Annotated in this window: 25 protein-coding genes; 11 read left to right on the forward strand and 14 right to left on the reverse strand. The window is 56.6% G+C overall.

Annotation, left to right across the window (positions count from 1 at the left end; genetic code table 11):
• Window position 1: 1 nt before the first annotated feature.
• The 6 genes from ABNW52_RS17400 to rfbB form a co-directional block, all read right to left on the reverse strand.
• Complete coding sequence (locus ABNW52_RS17400; protein ID WP_349590591.1) at window positions 2-664, reverse strand: acetyltransferase; 663 nt, start codon at window positions 662-664, stop codon at window positions 2-4.
• The gene (locus ABNW52_RS17405; protein ID WP_349590594.1) at window positions 661-1,062 is read right to left on the reverse strand and encodes a sugar 3,4-ketoisomerase; all 402 of its coding nucleotides are present in this window, start codon (window positions 1,060-1,062) and stop codon (window positions 661-663) included. Before ABNW52_RS17405 ends, ABNW52_RS17400 begins: the two co-directional genes overlap by 4 nt.
• Window positions 1,025-1,612, reverse strand: coding sequence for a dTDP-4-dehydrorhamnose 3,5-epimerase (gene rfbC / locus ABNW52_RS17410; RefSeq protein ID WP_349590596.1), 588 nt, complete (start codon window positions 1,610-1,612; stop codon window positions 1,025-1,027). Before rfbC ends, ABNW52_RS17405 begins: the two co-directional genes overlap by 38 nt.
• A gap of 16 nt (window positions 1,613-1,628) precedes the next feature.
• Window positions 1,629-2,498: a glucose-1-phosphate thymidylyltransferase RfbA gene (gene rfbA, locus ABNW52_RS17415; RefSeq protein ID WP_349590598.1), complete on the reverse strand. Its 870-nt coding sequence runs from the start codon at window positions 2,496-2,498 to the stop codon at window positions 1,629-1,631.
• A 15-nt stretch (window positions 2,499-2,513) separates the two neighbouring features.
• Window positions 2,514-2,981 carry a sugar nucleotide-binding protein gene (locus ABNW52_RS18585; protein WP_386108426.1) on the reverse strand — a complete coding sequence of 156 codons (468 nt, stop codon included), beginning with the start codon at window positions 2,979-2,981 and terminating at the stop codon, window positions 2,514-2,516.
• A 422-nt stretch (window positions 2,982-3,403) separates the two neighbouring features.
• Window positions 3,404-4,462, reverse strand: coding sequence for a dTDP-glucose 4,6-dehydratase (gene rfbB, locus ABNW52_RS17420; RefSeq protein WP_349590600.1), 1,059 nt, complete (start codon window positions 4,460-4,462; stop codon window positions 3,404-3,406).
• A 182-nt stretch (window positions 4,463-4,644) separates the two neighbouring features.
• Between rfbB and ABNW52_RS17425 the strand changes: the two genes are divergently transcribed.
• From ABNW52_RS17425 to ABNW52_RS17465, 9 genes are all read left to right on the forward strand, one after another.
• On the forward strand, window positions 4,645-5,739 hold the full coding sequence (locus ABNW52_RS17425) for an MraY family glycosyltransferase (protein WP_349590602.1): 1,095 nt from the start codon (window positions 4,645-4,647) through the stop codon (window positions 5,737-5,739).
• Between the two features lie 167 nt (window positions 5,740-5,906).
• The gene (gene groES, locus ABNW52_RS17430; protein WP_174873374.1) at window positions 5,907-6,194 is read left to right on the forward strand and encodes a co-chaperone GroES; all 288 of its coding nucleotides are present in this window, start codon (window positions 5,907-5,909) and stop codon (window positions 6,192-6,194) included.
• Between the two features lie 48 nt (window positions 6,195-6,242).
• Window positions 6,243-7,883: a chaperonin GroEL gene (gene groL, locus ABNW52_RS17435; RefSeq protein ID WP_349590604.1), complete on the forward strand. Its 1,641-nt coding sequence runs from the start codon at window positions 6,243-6,245 to the stop codon at window positions 7,881-7,883.
• Window positions 7,884-8,020: 137 nt separating this feature from the next.
• Entirely contained in the window at window positions 8,021-8,767 is a 747-nt protein-coding gene (locus ABNW52_RS17440; RefSeq protein ID WP_349590606.1) for a Nif3-like dinuclear metal center hexameric protein, read from the forward strand.
• A 124-nt stretch (window positions 8,768-8,891) separates the two neighbouring features.
• Complete coding sequence (petA, locus tag ABNW52_RS17445) at window positions 8,892-9,476, forward strand: ubiquinol-cytochrome c reductase iron-sulfur subunit (RefSeq protein WP_349590608.1); 585 nt, start codon at window positions 8,892-8,894, stop codon at window positions 9,474-9,476.
• Window positions 9,477-9,490: 14 nt separating this feature from the next.
• Window positions 9,491-10,828, forward strand: coding sequence for a cytochrome b (locus tag ABNW52_RS17450; RefSeq protein WP_349590610.1), 1,338 nt, complete (start codon window positions 9,491-9,493; stop codon window positions 10,826-10,828).
• A gap of 13 nt (window positions 10,829-10,841) precedes the next feature.
• Window positions 10,842-11,603, forward strand: a complete 762-nt coding sequence (locus ABNW52_RS17455; protein WP_349590612.1) for a cytochrome c1 — start codon at window positions 10,842-10,844, stop codon at window positions 11,601-11,603.
• A gap of 156 nt (window positions 11,604-11,759) precedes the next feature.
• Entirely contained in the window at window positions 11,760-12,362 is a 603-nt protein-coding gene (locus ABNW52_RS17460; RefSeq protein ID WP_349590614.1) for a glutathione S-transferase N-terminal domain-containing protein, read from the forward strand.
• 9 nt (window positions 12,363-12,371) lie between these two features.
• Window positions 12,372-12,785 carry a ClpXP protease specificity-enhancing factor gene (locus ABNW52_RS17465; protein WP_349590617.1) on the forward strand — a complete coding sequence of 138 codons (414 nt, stop codon included), beginning with the start codon at window positions 12,372-12,374 and terminating at the stop codon, window positions 12,783-12,785.
• A 203-nt stretch (window positions 12,786-12,988) separates the two neighbouring features.
• Here ABNW52_RS17465 and ABNW52_RS17470 read toward each other — a convergent pair whose 3' ends face one another.
• The 8 genes from ABNW52_RS17470 to dapC all read right to left on the reverse strand — a co-directional run bounded on the left by ABNW52_RS17470 (window position 12,989) and on the right by dapC (window position 19,067).
• On the reverse strand, window positions 12,989-13,798 hold the full coding sequence (locus ABNW52_RS17470) for an MlaA family lipoprotein (protein WP_349590619.1): 810 nt from the start codon (window positions 13,796-13,798) through the stop codon (window positions 12,989-12,991).
• Window positions 13,795-14,094 (reverse strand): STAS domain-containing protein, encoded by a 300-nt coding sequence (locus ABNW52_RS17475; RefSeq protein WP_349590621.1) that lies wholly within the window; start codon window positions 14,092-14,094, stop codon window positions 13,795-13,797. Before ABNW52_RS17475 ends, ABNW52_RS17470 begins: the two co-directional genes overlap by 4 nt.
• Window positions 14,091-14,699 (reverse strand): MlaC/ttg2D family ABC transporter substrate-binding protein, encoded by a 609-nt coding sequence (locus ABNW52_RS17480; protein ID WP_349590622.1) that lies wholly within the window; start codon window positions 14,697-14,699, stop codon window positions 14,091-14,093. Before ABNW52_RS17480 ends, ABNW52_RS17475 begins: the two co-directional genes overlap by 4 nt.
• 32 nt (window positions 14,700-14,731) lie before the next feature.
• Window positions 14,732-15,223, reverse strand: coding sequence for an outer membrane lipid asymmetry maintenance protein MlaD (gene mlaD / locus ABNW52_RS17485; protein WP_349590624.1), 492 nt, complete (start codon window positions 15,221-15,223; stop codon window positions 14,732-14,734).
• Between the two features lie 12 nt (window positions 15,224-15,235).
• A complete protein-coding gene (gene mlaE / locus ABNW52_RS17490) occupies window positions 15,236-16,021 on the reverse strand; it encodes a lipid asymmetry maintenance ABC transporter permease subunit MlaE (RefSeq protein WP_349590627.1) in 786 nt (261 codons plus the stop codon).
• On the reverse strand, window positions 16,018-16,830 hold the full coding sequence (locus tag ABNW52_RS17495) for an ABC transporter ATP-binding protein (protein WP_349590630.1): 813 nt from the start codon (window positions 16,828-16,830) through the stop codon (window positions 16,018-16,020). The genes mlaE and ABNW52_RS17495 overlap by 4 nt, the downstream gene beginning before the upstream one ends.
• 180 nt (window positions 16,831-17,010) lie before the next feature.
• Window positions 17,011-17,832, reverse strand: coding sequence for a 2,3,4,5-tetrahydropyridine-2,6-dicarboxylate N-succinyltransferase (gene dapD / locus ABNW52_RS17500; protein ID WP_349590712.1), 822 nt, complete (start codon window positions 17,830-17,832; stop codon window positions 17,011-17,013).
• A gap of 53 nt (window positions 17,833-17,885) precedes the next feature.
• On the reverse strand, window positions 17,886-19,067 hold the full coding sequence (gene dapC / locus ABNW52_RS17505) for a succinyldiaminopimelate transaminase (protein ID WP_349590633.1): 1,182 nt from the start codon (window positions 19,065-19,067) through the stop codon (window positions 17,886-17,888).
• A 58-nt stretch (window positions 19,068-19,125) separates the two neighbouring features.
• Between dapC and ABNW52_RS17510 the strand changes: the two genes are divergently transcribed.
• Both ABNW52_RS17510 and ABNW52_RS17515 read left to right on the forward strand, forming a co-directional pair.
• Window positions 19,126-20,025, forward strand: coding sequence for a DMT family transporter (locus ABNW52_RS17510; RefSeq protein WP_349590636.1), 900 nt, complete (start codon window positions 19,126-19,128; stop codon window positions 20,023-20,025).
• Between the two features lie 128 nt (window positions 20,026-20,153).
• On the forward strand, window positions 20,154-20,462 hold the full coding sequence (locus ABNW52_RS17515) for an ArsR/SmtB family transcription factor (protein WP_349590639.1): 309 nt from the start codon (window positions 20,154-20,156) through the stop codon (window positions 20,460-20,462).
• The last annotated feature ends 9 nt before the right edge of the window (window positions 20,463-20,471 follow it).

A 20,471-nucleotide genomic window follows, 5' to 3' on the forward strand; every position in this document is an offset into this window, starting at 1 on the left:
ATCAAATACCCGCTTCAAAGCTACTTTTCCCTGGGACAGCTCTAGCCGGGTTGCCCACATAAATTCGTTCTGCTTCTGTATCTTTGACGATCAATGACCCAGAGCCGACTAGGCAATGCGTTCCAATCTTTATGTTATCGTTTAATGTCGAATTGACACCAAGGAATGATCCGCTACCAATGTCGCAGTAACCAGAGACCACTACATGAGAAGTCAAGAAGCAATGATCATGAATCACTGTGCGATGCCCTATATGATTGCCGCTCCATAAAATGCAATTGTTGCCAATTCGCGTAAATGGTTGTATGACGTTGTTTTCGAAAATGAAAGTGTTTTCACCAATTACTGCGTTATGCCACGTAAAGGCACGCGAGCTGACATAACTGGCAAAACGAAACCCTAGTTGCTTCATCTCCAAATATAAACGCATGCGCAAACGATTCATGTCACTAGCTGGAATTCCAATAAAAGCAAGAAATTCGGATGCCGGGTATTTTTGTTCCACCTCTTCAAGAGCAGTCACTGGCAGCCCAAAAAGGGTGGTTTCCTTGATATATTCACGGTTTACACAAAAACCAACCACCTCATGCTCGGAATCATGCGTAAAATACTCATAGGCAATTTGCGCAAACTCACCGGCTCCTACAATGAACAACTTGCTCATGCCTGCCTCACTGTCTTTATGAAAATATCATAGTCACGAATATAATCACTCTCATCGTAATGCTGATCTGCTAGCACCAGCAATACGCAATCTTCGCTGAACTGATACATCTCACGCCAAATTAATGAATCAATAATCAAACCCTGAGTTGGGTCGTCCAGCAGTATATTGATTTTTTCTTTGCCATCATCCAGCAGAATACGGCAGGAGCCGCGTACCGCAATCAACATTTGTTTGAGTTTGTGATGTGCGTGCAAGCCACGCCTGATCTCGGGCTGGGTAGCAAACAAGTAATATACCCGGCGTATTTCAAACGGCACATTTTTAGCGTCTTCTAGTGCGACTAGAGCGCCTCGCGCATCACCGTGCGTCTGCAATTGTACTAGCTGAATTTTCATGCGAGCCTCCTTCGAGATGCGCAAAAAATGGCGCAGCCGCATCCTTGGCAGACAGTGACGGTTCTCCCCCCTCCAGTGGCCAGCCAATCGCTAGTTCGGGGTCGTTCCAGCGGATGGAGCCTTCACTGTGTGGAGCATAGTAATTGTTGGTCTTGTACAAAAACTCTGCTTCATCGGATAGCGTCAAGAAACCATGCGCAAATCCTTCCGGAATCCACAGCTGTCGTTTGTTTTCCGCTGACAAATTTACCCCAACCCACTGGCCGAAAGTCGGTGACGACTTGCGGATGTCCACAGCCACGTCGAAGACTTCGCCCACCACGCAGCGTACCAGCTTGACTTGTGCATGGGGCGCTAACTGGTAGTGCAGCCCGCGCAGTACTCCTTTAACTGAACGGGAGTGGTTGTCTTGTACGAAATCGACCTTGTGGCCAATGGCTTCCTCAAAGCGCTTCTGATTGAAACTTTCGAAGAAAACCCCCCGGTCGTCGCCAAATACGGCTGGTTCAATGATTTTGACGTCCGAAATTGCGGTATCGATAATTTTCATGAATAGGCTTGCTTTCTTACTTCAGCAGCTGCAGAAGGTATTGCCCGTAGGCATTTTTCTTCAGCGGTTGTGCCAGCTGTTCCAGTTGGTCTGCGTTAATCCATTGCTGAACATAGGCTATTTCTTCTAGGCAGGCTACTTTCAGTCCCTGTCGATTTTCTACGGTAGCAATAAACTGGCTGGCTTCCAACATGGATTCATGTGTACCAGTATCCAGCCAGGCATATCCCCGCCCCATTGTTTGTACGTCAAGCTGGCCTTGCTGTAGATAGCGGTTGTTAACATCGGTAATTTCCAGCTCGCCACGGATAGAGGGTTTTATTGACTTGGCAATATCCACTACCTGGTTGTCGTAGAAATACAGACCGGTTACCGCGTAATTGGACTTTGGCTTGGCGGGCTTTTCTTCTATGGACAGAGCCTTGCCCTGGCTGTCGAAGGCTACTACACCGTAGCGTTCTGGGTCGTGTACATGATAAGCAAATACACTCGCACCTTCCGCTTTGGTATTGGCCGCCTTCAGCAGTTTTGGGAAGTCATGGCCATGGAAAATGTTATCGCCAAGCACTAGTGCGGAAGGTGCGCCCGCCAGAAATGTTTCACCAATGATGAACGCTTGCGCGAGGCCATCGGGGCTGGGCTGCACTGCGTATTGCAGGTTGATGCCCCATTGGCTGCCGTCACCCAATAACTGCTCAAAGCGCGGGGTGTCTTGCGGGGTGGAGATAATCAGTATGTCCCGGATACCTGCCAGCATCAGCGTGCTTAGCGGGTAATAGATCATCGGCTTGTCATAGATGGGCAACAACTGCTTGCTCACTGCCAGGGTGGCTGGGTAAAGACGGGTGCCGCTGCCTCCGGCCAGTATTATGCCTTTGCTCTTCATAGTGGATCTCATTGGTCAACGTTGGCAGAGCTGTGAGAGTACATGTTGTACATCGTCTTGCTTGCTGGGTAATTGAATATCAAAAATTTCGCGAACTCTACTGAAATCCAGTCGCGAGTTGCTCGGATGAAATGAGGAAGGAGGAGGGGGCAGAAGATGAAGTGGGGCAATATTTAAATAAGATAATTTCAGAGGCATTTCGTTTGCTCCGGCTAATTGTGTCAGCACTCTTGGGTGATTAAACCAACGAACCCCTGGTCCTACTGAGCTGATAAAGGCCTCTTGTGGGACACTCTGGATGCTGACTAACGTTGCTCCTATACTGTTACATCCGCCTGCAAGATGGCCAGTATCAGTGCACAAACCTAGTCGGCTACGGTGTTGTAGTGCATCGCGTTTGCTAGTAAAGGGCAAGATTGCCTTCAGGAAACTGCCACTGTGAGCGCAAAATGTCCAGCTGGTGCGGAAAATGGCATGGTTCACCGCGAAAGGCGTTGGTGGCTTCTTAGTCTGCAAGCTTGTAGGCGCCGAACGGATTGTCGACTAGTTAAATCCACCTCCTGATAAGTCCGGCTTTCCTCCCCCACCAAATAATGCATAATCGATGTAGTAATGGATTAACATGGGCATGTTTCTATATTTATATCATGTCGTATGACTTGCGCATAATTATTGTCGAAATTTTAATTTAATGGCATAACTTTCATCCCTGCCCGCTGTGATGTAGATTGTAATGTTTATAATTTTGTCATTTGTGGGTGATCTAGAGGGTGCCGAATGGCCACGGTATCGCACAAGTCTTGGCCGGGACGACCGAGGAGAGTGGCTTGCTGGTCACAGTCAAGGGCTCTGCAGCTCAAAACTAGGTTAATCATTGCTTCCTGCGATCAGAGTCTGGATCATGTCTAGTCTCCATAATGGGTGCCCGGCCACTGTCGGTAGCTGCCAGTGGTTACTGCATCGGTCCATTCTTGGTTTGCTAGATACCAAGCTACCGTTTTGCGAATACCGGTGTCGAAGGTTTCGGTAGGCCTCCAGTCAAGCTCCCGCTCCAGTTTGCGAGCATCGATTGCGTAGCGGTGGTCATGCCCTGGGCGATCAGCGACAAAGGTAATTTGCTCCGTGTATGACCTACCATCATTGCGCGGCTGCAACTCATCGAGAATGGTACAGATGGTGCTAACCACATCTAGGTTGGTTTTTTCGTTGCTGCCTCCCACGTTGTAGGTCTCACCCACTTTGCCTGCTTCCAGTACGCGACGTATGGCTGAGCAGTGATCTTTTACGTAGAGCCAGTCGCGAATTTGCTGACCATCACCGTAAATGGGTAGCGGTTTGCTGGCAATAGCATTCAGAATGACGACTGGAATCAATTTTTCAGGGAAATGATATGGCCCATAATTATTACTGCAGTTAGTAGTTAATATTGGCAGGCCATAAGTATGATGCCAAGCTCTTACTAGGTGGTCAGATGCGGCCTTGCTGGCTGAGTAGGGGCTGTTGGGTTCGTAGCGATTAGTTTCGGTAAACGGTGCGCCATCTGGAGCTAGTGAGCCGTAAACCTCATCAGTGGAGATATGTAGAAAGCGAAAGGATGTCTTCTCATCTTTTGCAAGCCCGCTCCAGTGGCCTCGAACGGCTTCCAGTAGGTTGAACGTGCCGACAACATTGGTCTGGATAAATTCATCCGGTCCGTAGATGGAGCGATCGACGTGTGATTCGGCTGCAAAGTTGATGATGGCGCGGGGACGATGCTTGGCCAAGAGTGACGACAGTAGTGCACGGTTGCCAATGTCGGCACGAATAAAATGATGGCGTCCATCTCCTTCTATCGCGTTCAAAGTCTGCAGGTTGCCCGCGTAGGTGAGCTTATCGATATTGATGACGGCTTCGTTGTTAATAGACAGCCAGTCAAAGATGAAGTTGGCGCCAATGAAGCCAGCACCGCCAGTTACTAGAATCATGAATGAAACCTCCGGGTAGCTATCGGTTTAATTTTGTAAATTTCAGTAAAGTAGAGTCGAAGTTAGTCGAACTGGAGCTCTGAGTATATTGCATATGTTGTTATAAACTTGCTCATGGGGCATAGTCTTGCTCGCTACTTAAACTGCCAATTTTCTGATCATAACAATGGATTCGCTCCCAAATGCTGCAAATTCTCCTGATTGCCATGTTGGTTTCTTTCTTGGCGAGCTTTTTCCTTATCAAATACTCGCATCTGCATTCTAATTTTACTGCCGATTCTGACATTATCGGAGTGCAGAAATTTCACGTTGTACCTGTGCCACGCATTGGGGGGGTTCCCATCATGCTGGGCTTACTGGTAGGTTGTGCGCTATCTGGTTATCTTAATACGTCGATATGGGTTTTGCTGTTGCTGTTGTCTGCCCTGCCAGCATTCGGCTTTGGGCTGCTGGAGGATGTCACCAAGAAAATTGGGCCTTTGGAGCGCCTGTTAGCTACTTTTGTATCAGCAATGCTCGGTTGCTTTTTGATTCAGGCTATGCTGATTAGATTGGGTGTTCCAGCCATTGATCACATGTTGGCACACTACTGGTGGTTATCTTTACTTGTAACTATAGTTGCAGTGAGTGGAGTGGCTCATGCGTTCAATATCATTGACGGCTACAATGGTTTATCGGGGATGGTGTCAGTATTTATTTTTGCTGCTATAGCATATGTTTGCATAAAAGTCCATGACATTGTGCTTATGAGTGTTTGTATGGCTATGATAGGGGCAATTCTTGGCTTCTTGTTCTGGAATTTCCCGAGGGGGTTGATCTTTGCTGGCGATGGCGGCGCCTACTTGATTGGCTTTATGATCGCAGAGATTTCTGTACTACTCGTCTCTCGAAATGCGGAAGTGTCGCCGTGGTTTCCGCTACTTTGTGTAATCTATCCGGTATTTGAAACGCTGTTCTCCATCTATCGGCGCAAGTTTCTGCAGGGGAGAGGGGTGGTGGGAGCTGATGCGCTGCATTTACATCAAATGATCTACCGACGCCTAGTGCGCTGGATGGTTGGCTCCCATGAGACTCGCCATCTTATTCAGCGTAATAGTTTGACTTCTCCCTACCTCTGGCTGCTTTGCTCCTTTTCGGTGCTGCCAGCCATGCTTTTCTGGAACAGGACATGGGTGCTGTTGGTTTTTGTGATGCTGTTTGTGCTTGGGTATCTCTACCTGTACCGGCTTATTGTGCGCTTTCGGACTCCGCATTGGCTCACCTTACGCAAGGGTTAGCGCTCTGGCCCAATTCACGATCACACAATTTCTGTTTGTTCCCCTCTTGAAAGCTACTTACCTCGTCCCTATGATTAGCACTCGCAAGCTGGGAGTGCTAGTGATGCTTCCCAGCCTGTCCACAAGCTAGATAATCGTTTACATAGCTACTGATTCAGGAGAGATCAATGGCAATCCGTCCTCTGCACGACCGTGTTGTTATCAAACGCCTTGAAGCCGAAGAGAAGACTGCTTCCGGCATCGTTCTGCCGGGTGCCGCTGCCGAGAAACCGGACATGGGCGAAGTTGTGGCCGTGGGCCACGGCAAGATTCTGGAAAACGGCGACCGCCGTGCGCTGGAACTGAAAGTTGGTGACAAGGTGATCTTCGGCAAGTACTCCGGCCAGACCGTGAAGGTTGACGGCGAAGAGCTGCTGGTTATGCGCGAAGAAGACGTGATGGGCATCGTCGAGTAATCCGACCCGTTCACACATCGTTGAAACAGATTCTGGAGAATTTCAAGTATGGCAGCTAAAGACGTACGCTTTGGTGATTCCGCCCGCGCCAAGATGGTGGTGGGTGTCAATATTCTGGCCGATGCCGTAAAAGTGACCCTGGGCCCGAAAGGCCGCAACGTGGTACTTGACCGCTCCTTCGGCGCGCCGACCATCACCAAGGACGGTGTGTCGGTGGCCAAGGAAATCGAACTGAAAGACAAGTTCGAAAACATGGGAGCCCAGATGGTGAAGGAAGTGGCTTCCAAGACTTCCGATGTGGCTGGTGACGGTACCACTACTGCTACCGTGCTGGCCCAGGCCATCGTGCATGAAGGCATGAAGTTCGTGACCGCCGGCATGAACCCGATGGACCTGAAGCGTGGTATCGATAAGGCCGTGATCGCTCTGGTGGCAGAGATTGCCAAGATCGCCAAGCCGTGCGCTACCACCAAGGAAATCGCACAGGTTGGTTCTATTTCTGCCAACTCCGATACCGATATCGGTGAAATCATCGCCAACGCGATGGAAAAAGTAGGCAAGGAAGGCGTGATCACCGTTGAAGATGGCAAGAGCCTGAACAACGAGCTGGACGTGGTGGAAGGGATGCAGTTCGACCGCGGCTACCTGTCCCCGTACTTCATCAACAACCAGGAAAAACAGATTGCCGCACTGGACAACCCGTTCATCCTGCTGTTCGACAAGAAGATCTCCAACATCCGCGACCTGCTGCCGGTCCTGGAACAAGTGGCCAAGTCCGGCCGTCCGCTGCTGATCATCGCCGAAGACGTTGAAGGCGAAGCGCTGGCTACTCTGGTTGTGAACACCATCCGTGGCATCCTGAAAGTGGTGGCTGTGAAGGCCCCGGGCTTTGGTGATCGTCGCAAGGCCATGCTGCAGGATATCGCCATCCTGACTGGCGGTACCGTTATCGCTGAAGAAGTTGGCCTGTCGCTGGAAAAAGTGACGCTGGAGATGCTGGGCCAGGCCAAGCGTGTTGAAGTGGGTAAAGAAAACTCCATCATCATCGATGGCGCCGGCGATGCAGCCGCTATCCAGGCGCGCGTGACCGAAATCCGTCAGCAGATCGAAGCAGCGACTTCCGATTACGACCGTGAAAAACTGCAGGAGCGCGTGGCCAAGCTGGCTGGCGGTGTTGCCGTGATCAAGGTTGGTGCTGCCACTGAAGTGGAAATGAAAGAGAAGAAAGCCCGCGTGGAAGATGCGCTGCACGCGACCCGTGCCGCGGTTGAAGAAGGTGTGGTGCCAGGCGGTGGCGTTGCGCTGCTGCGCGCCCGCGCCACTATCCAGGCGGTTGAGACCATCAACGCCGATCAGGCTGCCGGTGTGAAGATCGTGCTGAAGGCGATCGAAGCCCCGCTGCGCCAGATCGTACAGAACGCCGGTGATGAGCCGTCGGTTGTTGTAAACAAAGTGATGGAAGGCAAAGGTAACTTCGGTTACAACGCCGCCTCTGGCGAATACGGCGACATGATCGAAATGGGCGTGCTGGATCCGGCCAAGGTAACCCGCTCCGCACTGCAGCATGCCGCCTCCGTGGCCGGCCTGATGCTGACCACCGACTGCATGATCGCTGAGCTGCCTGAAGACAAGCCGGCTGCCGGTATGCCGGATATGGGTGGCATGGGCGGCATGGGCGGTATGATGTAAGTAGCCCGCTCCATTACGAGCCAGAACCCCGCAGCCTGCTGCGGGGTTTTTCTTTGCGGCCAACCTTGCCAAGGTTGGCCGCATTGCTTGATTGCTCTGGCACAATGCGGACAGACGATAGCGAAAGGGAGCAGGTAATGGAGTTGCAGCAGCTGGTGTTGGCGCTTAACCAGAAACTGGAGCCGTGGCGTTTCAAGGATTACGCCCCGAACGGCTTGCAGGTGGAGGGGCGGGCGCAGGTGCAGCGGGTTGTTACCGGGGTTACGGCATCACAGGCGCTGCTGGATGAGGCGGTGCGCTTGCAGGCCGATGCCATCCTGGTGCATCACGGTTATTTCTGGAAAAGCGAACCGGCGCCGCTAACAGGTATCAAGCGTCAACGCATCGCGACGTTGCTGCAAAACGACATCAGTCTCCTGGCGTATCACTTGCCGCTGGATGCTCATCCGGAGCTGGGAAATAACTCCCAGCTGGCGCAAAAACTGGGTCTGCTCGCATGTCAGCCCTGTCCGGATGAGCCCTTGCTGTGGCACGGTGAGCTGCCGCAACCGTTAAGCGGTACGCAGTTGGCCGCACAGTTGGCGTCCAGCCTGGGGCGTGAGCCGCTATTGTTGGGCCCGGCCGAGCGTACTATCCGGCGGCTGGCATGGTGCACTGGCGGGGCTCAGGGCTACTTTGAGCAGGCCGTGGCACTGGGGGTGGATGCCTTTATTACCGGTGAGGTGTCCGAGCAGAACCTGCACCTGGCGCAGGAGTATGGCGTTACATTCCTTGCGGCAGGTCATCATGCGACGGAGCGCTATGGTGTAAAAGCCTTGGGTGAATGGCTGGCTGCGGAATACGCACTGGATGTCAGCTTTGTCGACCTGTTCAACCCGGTATGACGACAATCCCATGTTAGCAATGAGGCGATTTCTCGCATATGCGCTTCAAGTTCGGTGTTGGATTCGGGTAGAATCGTAAGGTTTCAAGTTTAGAGCTCGGTTTCCACGTTTGAGGATGACTGTAATGAGTGAACAACACGTTGATGCGGGGCGCCGTCGCTTTCTGACGGTGGCCACCAGCGCGGTTGGTGGTGTGGCGGCGGCCGGTGTGGCTGTGCCGTTTTTGATGAGCTTTGCGCCGTCTGAGCGTGCCAAGGCTGCTGGTGCCCCGGTCGAAGTAGATATCAGCAAGCTGGAGCCGGGTCAGAAGATCAACGTCGAGTGGCGCGGCAAGCCGGTATGGGTACTGTCGCGTACCCCGGAGCAGCTGAAGAATCTGGCCACTATCGAAGGCGATCTGCTGGATCCGTCCTCCGAGGGGTCCGAGCAGCCGGAATACTGCAAGAACAAGCACCGCTCCATCAAGCCGGAGGTTCTGGTCGCCGTGGGCATTTGTACCCACCTGGGCTGTTCCCCGACTCACCGCCCGGATATCGCACCCGCTGACCTGGGCCCGAAATGGGTGGGCGGTTTCTACTGTCCGTGTCACGGCTCCAAGTTCGACCTTGCCGCCCGCGTTTACAACGGCGTACCGGCACCGAAGAACCTGGTCATCCCGCCGCACAAATACCTGGCCGACACTCGCCTGTTGATCGGCGAAGACAAATAAGCGAGGGAGTGAACATGAGCAAAGGGCAAAAAATCCTGAACTGGGTAGACGATCGCTTCCCGCTGTCTTCGATGATGAAGGAGCACGTTACCGAGTACTACGCACCGAAGAACTTCAACTTCTGGTACTTCTTCGGCTCGCTGGCCATGTTGGTGCTGGTGATCCAGATCGTTACCGGTATCTTCCTGACCATGAACTACAAGCCGGATGCCACGCTTAATGGCGCAGGTATCCCGGTAGCGTTTGCTTCGGTTGAATACATCATGCGTGATGTGGCGGGCGGCTGGATTATCCGTTACATGCACTCTACCGGCGCCTCCATGTTCTTCGTGGTGGTGTATCTGCACATGTTCCGCGGCCTGATCTATGGCTCGTACAAGCAGCCGCGTGAGTTGGTATGGATTTTCGGCACGCTGATCTTCCTGCTGCTGATGGCAGAGGCCTTCATGGGTTACCTGCTGCCGTGGGGCCAGATGTCGTTCTGGGGCGCACAGGTGATCGTTAACCTGTTCGCTTCCATCCCGGTGATCGGTCCGGACCTGTCGGTGTTCATTCGTGGCGACTTCGTGGTGGGCGACGCGACCCTGAACCGCTTCTTCGCGCTGCACGTGATCGCCATTCCGCTGATCCTGCTGGCGCTGGTGGTGGCGCACTTGATCGCACTGCATGAAGTGGGCTCCAACAACCCGGACGGCGTCGAGATCAAGAAGCTGAAGGGCGAAGACGGCAAGCCGCTGGATGGTATCCCGTTCCATCCGTACTACACCGTGAAGGATATTCTGGGTGTGGCCGTGTTCCTGATCGTGTTCTCCGGCATCGTGTTCTTTGCACCGGAAATGGGCGGCTACTTCCTGGAGCACCCTAACTTCGACCAGGCTGACCCGCTGAAGACCCCGCCGCACATTGCGCCGGTTTGGTACTTCACCCCGTTCTACGCCATTCTGCGTGCCATTCCATCGTTTGCTGGTACGCAAGTGTGGGGTGTGCTAGCCATGGGGGCGGCGGTAGTGCTGATTGCCTTCCTGCCGTGGCTGGACAAGTCGCCGGTGAAGTCGATTCGTTACCGTGGTCCGAAGTTCAAGTTCATGCTGGTGCTGTTCATCATTGCCTTCATCGGTCTGGGTATTCTGGGTGCTGCCCCGTCTACCAACGTACGTACCGTGGTGGCACAGCTGCTCTCCATCATTTACTTCGCCTTCTTCCTGGGCATGCCGTTCTACACCAAGAACGACGTTGGCAGCACGCCGGTTCCGACCCGCGTGACCATGAGTACTCCGGCACGCCAGGTTCGTTTCCTGGTGCTGGTGGTAGTCACCGTGGTAGCTGCAACCCTGTTTGCGAAATTTATCTGATAGAGGGGGCACTATGAACAAGACTATCCGTCAATTGATTGCTGCTGCTGCCCTCGTCCTGCCGGCATTTGGTGCATTCGCATCTTCTGAAGGTCCGGCCCTGGAAAAGGCGCCGATCAATATTCAGGACACCGAAAGCCTGCAGCGCGGTGCACAGACCTTCGTCAACTACTGTCTGTCCTGCCATTCGGCCAGCGCCATGCGCTACAACCGTCTGACGGACATCGGCCTGTCCGAAGAGCAGATCAAGAGCAACCTGATGTTTGCCACCGATAAAATCGGAGAGCAGATGAATGTTGCCATGGACAAGAAGGATGCCAAGGCCTGGTTTGGCGCTACGCCGCCGGACTTGTCCGTGATTGCCCGCTCGCGTGGCGCCGACTACCTGTACGGCTATCTGCGTGGCTTCTACCGTGACGACACCCGTCCGACCGGCTGGAACAACTTGGTATTCGACAAGGTGGGCATGCCGCACATCCTGTGGCAATGGCAGGGCGAGCAGGTCCTCAAGACCGAGAAGAATGCCGAAGGTCATGAAGAGCATTCACTGCAACTGGTCAAGGCCGGCACGCTGACCAAGCTGGAAAACGGCAAGGCCAATACTGCAGAGTTCGACAAGCGCATGGCTGATCTGACCAACTTCCTGGTTTACATGGCTGAGCCGGCACAGGTTAAGCGTCAACAGATTGGCTACGTGGTGCTGATGTACCTGTTCCTGCTGCTGTTGCCGTTTGCTTACTTCCTGAAGAAAGCCTACTGGAAAGAAATCCACTAAAACATAGTGGGTTCTTCCTGAGAAAAAGCGGTGCGAAAGCGCCGCTTTTTCTTTTGTAATCATAGGTTTATGTAATTTTATTCGCTATTTGATGGGCGAAAGTGCTAAAATTGCCTGTTATTTCATCAATTGCCGCCAAAAGGAAGTCAGTCCGCCATGATGACACTCTATTCCGGAACCACTTGTCCGTTCAGCCAGCGTTGCCGCATCGTGTTGTACGAAAAGGGCATGGATTTCGAGATCATTGACGTGGACGTGCTGAACAAGCCGGAAGACCTCGCCGTGATGAACCCGTACAACGAGGTACCGGTACTGGTCGAGCGCGACCTGATCCTGCATGAGTCCAACATCATCAATGAATATATTGATGAACGTTTCCCGCACCCGCAGCTGATGCCGGCCGATCCGGTAATGCGTGCCCGTGCCCGCCTGTTCCTGTTCCGTTTCGAGCAGGAGTTGTTTGTGAACGTAAAAACCATGGAAGCAGGCGCGACCGGTAAGGAAGCCGCCAAGGCACGCGAGGCGATTCGTGATGGTCTGATCACCATTGCCCCGATCTTTGCCAAACAGAAGTTTATGCTGGGCGATGATTTTTCGATGATCGACGTGGCTATCGCCCCGCTGATGTGGCGCCTGGAGCACTACGGTATCGACTTGGGCAAGAATGCCGCACCGATCCTGAAATATGCCGAACGCCTGTTCCAGCGCCAGTCTTTCATCGATTCGCTGACACCGGCCGAAAAGGCCATGCGCAAGTAAGAGGCGGCCATGACAGTCAGTACCCGGCCTTATCTCCTTCGTGCCATTCACCAGTGGTGTACCGACCAGGGGCAAACCCCTTACATGGTGGTATGGGTGGATGAAAACGTGCAGGTCCCGATGGAGTTTGTGAAGAACAACGAAATCGTGTTGAACGTGGCCTACGGCGCAACGCAGAACCTGCAACTCGATAACGACTGGATTTCCTTTGCTGCCCGCTTTGGTGGCGTATCCCGGGAAATCTGGGTGCCGGTCGGTAATGTGCTCTCTATTTTCTCGCGGGAGTCTGGCGAGGGCATGGGGTTTGAGCTGGAGGCGCTGTCGCAACCGGCCAAGCCGCCGGTAGTCGCAACCGAGCCAGAACCGGCAAGTGAAGAGGTCGGCAAGGGGGCAAAGGTTATTACTTTTCCGGGCCGGCGCTGAGGTCTTGCCGGAGTTGTGCGGTTTATGCTCCAGCATTGGCACCCCATCGTGAGCACTTCGGTGCGGACGTTGGGGTGTTTTTGCGTGCGGTCCATAACTGTGTTGGTCGCAGCCTGATAACCGGGCAAGGCCCTGTTGTCGTGGCGGCATCGAAATAAAAAGGCCACCCTTAGGTGGCCGTTTTTATTGCCGTGGCGACAGGGCTATTGTGCTGCCGAGGCATCCACGGGGGCGCTTGCTACCGGGGCAGAAGCTACTGGTACCGCTGCATCCGGGCCGACCAGATCATCAATGTTCTCTTCCGGAGCCGGACTGCTAGCGTCTGGCTGTACGGTCGGTTGAAAGCCAACCTGCCGGTTGCGGTACTGCAGATAGGCGTCACGCATATAGCTGTACGGATCCAGTGCCGCCTGCTGTAGTGTGTCCTCTACGCCCAGCAGTTGCTCCCGCTGGCTGACCCCCTTGAGCACCGTGGCGGCCGTGGATTGCGATTCGGTATGGAACACCAGGTCGTGCTGGTTGGCCACGGTGAAGTTGGCCGCAGTGCCCAAGCCATCGCGCACGGTGGAGGGACCAAGGAGCGGCAGCACCAGATAGTTGCTGCTCTTCCAACCATAGTGCGCCATGGTGTCGCCGAGCGAGGCCGGGTCGCGCTGCAGCCCCATCGGGGTGGCGATATCGATCAAACCGAACAGACCGAAGGTGCTGTTGAACGATACGCGCATGAGGTCGGTAAGCGTCTTGCGTGGCTGCAGCTGCAGGCCGTGGTTCAGCATGCTGTACACGTCTTGCAGGTTGTTGAAGAAGTTACCGACACCGGTACGCACCGGCTGCGGGGTGATGGCACGATAGCCTTCCGCCACCGGCTTCATCACATAGCGATCAGCCTTGTCGTTGAACTGGAATACCGCCCGGTTCATCGGCTCCAGCGGGTCCTGCGGGTGGCTGGGGGAGGTGGCACAGGCTGCCAGCAACACACTGGCGCTCAGCAGTACAGTAAGTCGCTGTTTCATGGGGCGTCTCCTGGCATGCCCAGCAGCTCGGCAATACCATACAGGCGTGCCTGGCTTGCCAGGCTGGCCGGCAGGTGTTGCAGTAATAGCACCCCGCCGCGTTGCTGTTGCTGGCGCACGGCACCCAGCAGCATGGCCAGCGCGGCGGCGTCGGCTTTCTCGACCGCGGACAGGTCCAGACTCAGCTGGTCGCCTTGCATGGCCTGCAGCAGCTGGGGCTGGATGCTGGCAACGGTGTCCATGTCGAGCACGCCTTGCAGGGCCAGTTGTCCGGTGGTAACGGTAATCAGGCTCATGCCGGCTTTACGCCCTCGTTCTTGTCTTTCAGCTGCTTGATCAGGCCGTCGATGCCGTTCTTGCGGATTTCTTCACCGAACTGGGTGCGATACACGGTGACCAAGCTGGCACCTTCCACGCTGACGTTGAAAATCTTCCAGCCTTGGTTGCCCTTGTACAGGGTGTAGTCAATGCTGACATTTTTCTTGTCGGCATTGCCCGGCAGGGTCACTTCCGATTTCACCACCGCTTCACGGCCGCCGTTATTGAACTGGGCATTCGGCTTGACGTCGATCTGGGCGGTTTTGAAACGCACCATGGTGGAAGAGTAGGTGCGTACCAGCAGGGTCTTGAACTGGGTAGCCAGCTGTTCTTGCTGTGCCGGGTTGGCCGCACGCCAATCCTTGCCGACTGCCAGCGCGGTCATGCGGGTGAAGTCGATCAGCGGGATGACCATGCTTTCCACCTGCTCGCGCACCTGGCGGGTGTTCTTGCCGTTTTCCTTCTTCAGGATGTCCAGCGCCTTTTGCGAGGTGTCCTGCACCAGGCCCACTGGTTCGTCGGCAGCCAGTGCCGGCGCGGCGAGGCCCAGCAACAGCATCAGGGAGGTAAGCAGTTTTTTCATGATGTGCGTCTTTCTTTTATATATGCGAAGAATTATTGACTCTGGCTGGCGTCGCTGCCGCCTGCTGCCGGTTTGTCGGCAAAACTGGTCATGAACTTGCCTATCAGCTGCTCCAGCACCATGGCGGAGGAGGTAATGCTGATATGGTCACCCGTTTTCAGGTTATCCGGGTCGCCGCCTTGGGTCAGGCCGATGTACTGCTCGCCCAGCAGGCCCGCGGTCAGAATCTCGGCACTGGTGTCGCGGCTGAACTGGTACTTGCCGTCCAGGGTGAGCGTGACGTTGGCCACGTAGCGTTTGGTGTCCAGCGCGATATTGCTGACGCGGCCAACCAGTACGCCGGATGACTTCACCGGGGCTTTCACTTTCAATCCGCCGATATTGTCGAACTCGGCGGTGAGGGTATAGGTGTTGCTGTCACTTTGCGGGGTGAGATTGGCGACTTTCAAGGACAGGAAAGTGATCGCCGCAATGCCGATCGCAACGAACAGGCCAACCCACAAATCAATGGTAGAACGTTTCATCAGTGTTGATTCCTAGAACATGAAGGCCGTCAGGACGAAGTCCAGCGCCAGGATGACCAGCGCCGAGGTCACCACGGTACGCGTGGTGGCGGAGGACACGCCGCTGGCCGTTGGTGTGGCGTCGTAGCCTTCGAATACGGCAATCAGCGTCACTGCCATGCCGAAGAACAGGCTCTTGATCAGGCCGTTGATGATGTCGTAGTGCAGATCGACGTTGTTCTGCATTTGCGACCAGAAAGTGCCTTCATCCAGGCCGATCATCACTACCCCGACCAGATAACCGCCAAAGATGCCCATCACGTTGAAGATGGCGGCCAGGATCGGCATGGAGATCACGCCGGCCCAGAAGCGTGGCGCCACCACGCGGGCGATGGGGTTGACTGCCATCACGCTCATGGCTTCCAGCTGCTCGGTGGCCTTCATCAGGCCGATCTCGGCGGTCATTGCCGAGCCGGAGCGGCTGGCGAACAGCAGCGCCGCCAGCACCGGGCCCAGCTCGCGCAGCAGCGACAGCGCCACCAGCGCGCCCAGCGCATCGGAGGAGCCGAAGCGCGCCAGCGTGTTGTAGCCCTGCAGTCCCAGCACCATGCCGACGAACAGCCCGGACACCACGATGATGATCAGCGACAGTACGCCGGCGAAATACACCTCGCGGATGGTCAGCTGCAGGCGCAGCAGGCTCTGCCCGGAGTTGAGCAGGATGGCCAGCAGGAAGCGGCTGGCAAAACCCAGCCGCCAGATGGCGTTGACGGTCAGCTCGCCCAGGTGACGGAACGGAGACAGCAGTTTTTCCATCATGCTTTCTCCTGCAGACCAAAGGATTGCGCCAGCGACTCGCTGGCCGGGTAGGCGAAGTGCACCGGGCCGTCCGGCTCGCCGGCCACAAACTGTGCCAGCCACGGCGATTCGGCGTGGCGTACCTGCTCTGGCGAGCCCTCGGCCACGATGCGGCCGTTGGCGACGAAGTAGACGTAGTCGACGATGTCCAGCGACTTGTGCACGTCGTGGGTGACCATGATCGAGGTGGTGCCCAGCGCGTCGCTGAGTTTCTTGATCAACAGCGCAATGGTGCCCAGCGAGATCGGGTCCAGGCCGGTGAACGGCTCGTCGTACAGCATCAGCTGCGGATCCAGTGCGATGGCGCGTGCCAGCGCGATGCGGCGCGCCATGCCGCCGGACAGCTCGGCCGGCATCAGCCGTTCGGTGCCGCGCAGGCCGACCGCGGACAGCTTGAGCAGCACCAGGTCGCGGATCACGCTTTCCGGCAGGCGGGTGAGTTCGCGCAGCGGAAACGCCACGTTGTCGAAGACGGAGAGGTCGGTGAACAGCGCGCCAAACTGGAACAGCATGCCCATGCGGCGGCGGTGCTGATACAGCTCGGCATTGTTCATGCGGCCAACGTTGCGGCCGTCGACCAGCACTTCGCCGTGCTGGGCGCGGATCTGGCCGGAAATCAGGCGCAGCAGCGTGGTTTTACCGCTGCCGCTGCCACCCATGATGGCAACCAGCTTGCCGCGCGGAATCGACAGCGAGACATCCTGCAGGATGGGGCGGTCGTTGTAGGCGAAGCCGACGTTGCGAAGGGTGATGAAACTGTCGGAAGACACATTCAGTCCTGTGGGTAACAGAAAAACAGGGAGCCGTAGTCACGACTCCCTGTTTGCATTTTATCCGTCTTGTGTGCGGTGCGCCAAATGCCAGCGCGCTAGTTTTGTGGAAAAAATGTTACCGGTAGTGACAAATTCCCGAAAAAACCGCCAACGGATCAGTTAATTGTGTCGCGCAGCTTACACGCCACGCAGCAGGTCGTTGATGCTGGTCTTGCTGCGGGTCTGCGCATCGACCTTTTTCACGATCACTGCGCAGTACAGGCTGTGGCTGCCATCCTTGGACGGCAGGCTGCCGGAAACCACCACCGAGCCCGGCGGTACCTTGCCGTAATGCACTTCGCCGGTTTCGCGGTCGTAGATCTTGGTGGACTGGCCGATGAACACGCCCATGGAGATCACCGAGCCTTCGCCGACGATCACGCCTTCCACTACTTCGGAGCGTGCGCCGATGAAGCAGTTGTCCTCGATGATGGTCGGGTTGGCCTGCAGCGGCTCCAGCACGCCACCGATGCCCACGCCGCCGGACAGGTGCACGTTCTTGCCGATCTGGGCGCAGCTGCCCACGGTGGCCCAGGTATCCACCATGGTGCCTTCATCGACGTAGGCGCCGATATTCACAAACGACGGCATCAGTACGGTGTTCTTGGCCACGAAGCTGCCTTTGCGCGCCACGGCGCCCGGCACGGCGCGGAAGCCGGCGTCGCGGAACTGTTGCTCGTTCCAGTCGCCGAATTTGGTGTCGACCTTGTCGAAGTAGCGGCTCACGCCGTCGTCCATTACCGCGTTGTCGCGGATGCGGAACGACAGCAGCACGGCCTTCTTCGCCCACTGGTTGACCACCCACTCACCGTCAATCTTCTCGGCCACGCGCAGCTGGCCGTTGTCCAGCTCGGCAATGACCTGCTCGATGGCGGCTTTCAGTTCCGCGGAAACGGTAGCCGGGGTGATGTTGGCGCGGTCTTCGAACGCGGCTTCGATGATGGGCTGGATCGGGTGCATGTGGTTCAGTCCTTTACTTATATGAATTGTCGTCATGGGGGTATCCGGTTGGGTTAGCGGGCAAACCGCTCGATGCGTTCGGCGGCGGCCACGCATTCGGCCAATGGCGCCACCAGTGCCAGCCGCACGCGGCCGGCGCCCGGGTTGACGCCGTGGGCATCGCGCGCCAGGAAGCTGCCGGGCAGCACGGTAATGTGTTCGCGGGCAAACAGCTCGCGGGCGAAGGCGACATCGTCACCGCCCGGCACTTCTGCCCACAGGTAAAAACCGGCATCCGGGCGGCTTACCGGCAATCGCTTGCCGATGCGCGCGGTAATGGCATCGAACTTGGCGGCGTAGGCGGCGCGGTTGTCCACCACGTGCGCCTCGTCGTTCCAAGCGGCGATGCTGGCCTCCTGCACGGTCTGGCTCATGGCGCTGCCGTGGTAGGTGCGGTATAGCAGGAATTTTTCCAGGATGCGGGCATCGCCGGCGACGAAGCCGGAGCGCAGCCCCGGCGCATTGGAGCGCTTGGACAGGCTGGTGAACATTACCAGCCGCTCATGGCCACGGCCCAACAGGCGCGCCGCTTCCAGCCCGCCCAGCGGCGGGGTGTCAAAATAGATCTCCGAGTAGCACTCGTCACTGGCGATCACGAAGCCATAGCGGTCGGACAGCGCGAACAGCTGACGCCAGTCGTCCAGCGACATCACCGCGCCGGTGGGGTTGCCCGGGCTGCACACGATCACCACTTGGGTACGGCGCCAGATGTCTTCGCTCACGCTATCCCAGTCCGGCTGGAAACGGTTGGCTGCCACACAGTTCACGTAATGCGGAACTGCCCCAGCGAGCAGTGCGGCGCCCTCGTAAATCTGGTAGAACGGGTTGGGCGAGATCAGTACCGGTTTGTCATCGCCGCGCGGGTCGATCACCGCCTGCACGAAGGAGAACAGTGCCTCGCGGCTGCCGCATACCGGCAGCACTTCGCGTACCGGGTCCACCGTCACCTGATAGCGGCGTGCCAGCCAGTCGGCGCAGCTGCGGCGCAGCGCTTCGCTGCCCAGCGTGGCAGGGTAGGCGGCCAGACCGTCCAGGGCGCCGATCAGTGCCTGTTTCACCACTTCCGGCGTCGGGTGTTTCGGCTCGCCTATCGACAGATTGATGTGCGGCTTGTCGGCCGGCGGCGTCACGCCGGCGAGCAATTGGCGCAGGCGTTGGAACGGGTACGGGTGCAGCAACTCAAGATGCGGATTCAACGCGGACTTCCTCGCGGGATTTGCGGTGCAACAAAAACAGCAATAGTAAGAAAATACAATGGATTTTGTAAAACAAAAGCTGCTCGCAGTCAGCTGTGCCATTACCACGGCGCTGGTGTGGGGATTGATGTGGTACCCGTTCCGCCACCTGCACGGCGCCGGTTTTTCCACCGCGGCGACATCGCTGGCAGTGTACGTGGTCGCCACCGTGGCCGGGGTGATCATTTATCGCGAGGTGTTCCGCCGCCAGGCGCGCTTCGAGTTCATCCTGTTGCCGCTGGCCCTGCTCTATGGCTGGTGCAATTTTGCCTACACCTGGGCGGTGGCGGAAGGCGAGGTGATGCGCGTACTGCTGCTGTTCTATCTGTCGCCGCTGTGGAGCGCGCTGTTCTCGCGGCTGCTGCTGCACGAGCGGCTCAGCCGCATCGGCTGGCTGGTGGTGGCGATGTCGCTGAGCGGGCTGGTGGTGATCCTGTACCGCCCCGGCCTGTTTGCCGGCGACTTCTTCTCCAGCCGCGCCGACTGGCTGGCGCTGTCCGGTGGCATCAGCTTTGCGCTGGGCAATGTGCTGTCGAAGAAGGCGCATGCGCTGCCGGTGGCGCTGAAGTCGGCGATGGTGTGGCTGGGCGTGGCCAGCTGCGGGCTGGCCTCGCTGCTGTGGCGCGGCCAACTTGGCAGCGAGCTGGCGCTGCTGGCGCAGCCGGATGTGCTGCTGATCGTGCTGTTGCTGGGCGGCACGCTGCTGGCCACCAGCATCATCTCCATGCACGGGCTGTCGATTCTGCCGGCCACGCAGGTCATGACGCTGATGTTGCTGGAACTGGTATTTGCCGCCATCTCCGCCTACTTCCTCGCCGGCGAGGCGATGAAGCCGCAGGAGTGGATCGGCGGCTTGCTGATCGCCAGTGCCAGTCTGATGTCCGGGCATCTCATCGCCAAGCCCAAGCCTGCGGCCTAGGATCGATTGCAGTCAGATGGTGTGTCGTCGGCCAGGAGCCGCCCCGCGTGGGCGGCTTTGGCATGGTGGCTTGCAACTTTGCCGCGGCTGGCCAATAATCGCTTTAATATTTCAACGATTATCAAAATATGGAAACGAAACTCGCCGTCAAGATGTTGGCCGCACTGGCGCAGGAAACCCGCCTGGCGGCGTTTCGCCAACTGGTGGAGGCCGGCCCGGCCGGCCGCGCCGCCGGCGAGCTGGCGTCCGCGCTGGATTGCGCGCCGGCCACCTTGTCCTTTCATCTGAAAGAGCTGGCCAACGCCGGGCTGATCGAAGGCCGCCAGGATGGGCGCTATGTGATCTATGCGGCCAACTTTGCCGCCATGAACGGCCTGCTGGGCTATCTCACCGAAAACTGCTGCCGCGTCTCGCCCGCCGCCGGCTGCGGCTGCTGAACAGGAGAA

Source organism: Vogesella oryzagri, assembly GCF_040148885.1.
Lineage (GTDB): Bacteria > Pseudomonadota > Gammaproteobacteria > Burkholderiales > Chromobacteriaceae > Vogesella > Vogesella oryzagri.

Bases quoted from the DNA above. Each gene is read 5' to 3' on its own strand.
- ABNW52_RS17515 (WP_349590639.1), top strand. From the start codon at position 20,154: ATGGAAACGAAACTCGCCGTCAAGATGTTGGCCGCACTGGCGCAGGAA.
- ABNW52_RS17475 (WP_349590621.1), bottom strand. From the start codon at position 14,094: ATGAGCCTGATTACCGTTACCACCGGACAACTGGCCCTGCAAGGCGTG.
- ABNW52_RS17450 (WP_349590610.1), top strand. From the start codon at position 9,491: ATGAGCAAAGGGCAAAAAATCCTGAACTGGGTAGACGATCGCTTCCCG.
- rfbC (WP_349590596.1), bottom strand. From the start codon at position 1,612: ATGAAAATTATCGATACCGCAATTTCGGACGTCAAAATCATTGAACCA.
- rfbB (WP_349590600.1), bottom strand. From the start codon at position 4,462: ATGATTCTAGTAACTGGCGGTGCTGGCTTCATTGGCGCCAACTTCATC.
- ABNW52_RS17510 (WP_349590636.1), top strand. From the start codon at position 19,126: ATGGATTTTGTAAAACAAAAGCTGCTCGCAGTCAGCTGTGCCATTACC.
- ABNW52_RS17465 (WP_349590617.1), top strand. From the start codon at position 12,372: ATGACAGTCAGTACCCGGCCTTATCTCCTTCGTGCCATTCACCAGTGG.
- ABNW52_RS17400 (WP_349590591.1), bottom strand. From the start codon at position 664: ATGAGCAAGTTGTTCATTGTAGGAGCCGGTGAGTTTGCGCAAATTGCC.
- groL (WP_349590604.1), top strand. From the start codon at position 6,243: ATGGCAGCTAAAGACGTACGCTTTGGTGATTCCGCCCGCGCCAAGATG.
- ABNW52_RS17480 (WP_349590622.1), bottom strand. From the start codon at position 14,699: ATGAAAAAACTGCTTACCTCCCTGATGCTGTTGCTGGGCCTCGCCGCG.
- petA (WP_349590608.1), top strand. From the start codon at position 8,892: ATGAGTGAACAACACGTTGATGCGGGGCGCCGTCGCTTTCTGACGGTG.
- ABNW52_RS17425 (WP_349590602.1), top strand. From the start codon at position 4,645: ATGCTGCAAATTCTCCTGATTGCCATGTTGGTTTCTTTCTTGGCGAGC.
- groES (WP_174873374.1), top strand. From the start codon at position 5,907: ATGGCAATCCGTCCTCTGCACGACCGTGTTGTTATCAAACGCCTTGAA.
- ABNW52_RS17455 (WP_349590612.1), top strand. From the start codon at position 10,842: ATGAACAAGACTATCCGTCAATTGATTGCTGCTGCTGCCCTCGTCCTG.
- mlaD (WP_349590624.1), bottom strand. From the start codon at position 15,223: ATGAAACGTTCTACCATTGATTTGTGGGTTGGCCTGTTCGTTGCGATC.
- rfbA (WP_349590598.1), bottom strand. From the start codon at position 2,498: ATGAAGAGCAAAGGCATAATACTGGCCGGAGGCAGCGGCACCCGTCTT.
- ABNW52_RS17470 (WP_349590619.1), bottom strand. From the start codon at position 13,798: ATGAAACAGCGACTTACTGTACTGCTGAGCGCCAGTGTGTTGCTGGCA.
- ABNW52_RS17460 (WP_349590614.1), top strand. From the start codon at position 11,760: ATGATGACACTCTATTCCGGAACCACTTGTCCGTTCAGCCAGCGTTGC.
- ABNW52_RS17405 (WP_349590594.1), bottom strand. From the start codon at position 1,062: ATGAAAATTCAGCTAGTACAATTGCAGACGCACGGTGATGCGCGAGGC.
- mlaE (WP_349590627.1), bottom strand. From the start codon at position 16,021: ATGATGGAAAAACTGCTGTCTCCGTTCCGTCACCTGGGCGAGCTGACC.
- ABNW52_RS17440 (WP_349590606.1), top strand. From the start codon at position 8,021: ATGGAGTTGCAGCAGCTGGTGTTGGCGCTTAACCAGAAACTGGAGCCG.
- dapD (WP_349590712.1), bottom strand. From the start codon at position 17,832: ATGCACCCGATCCAGCCCATCATCGAAGCCGCGTTCGAAGACCGCGCC.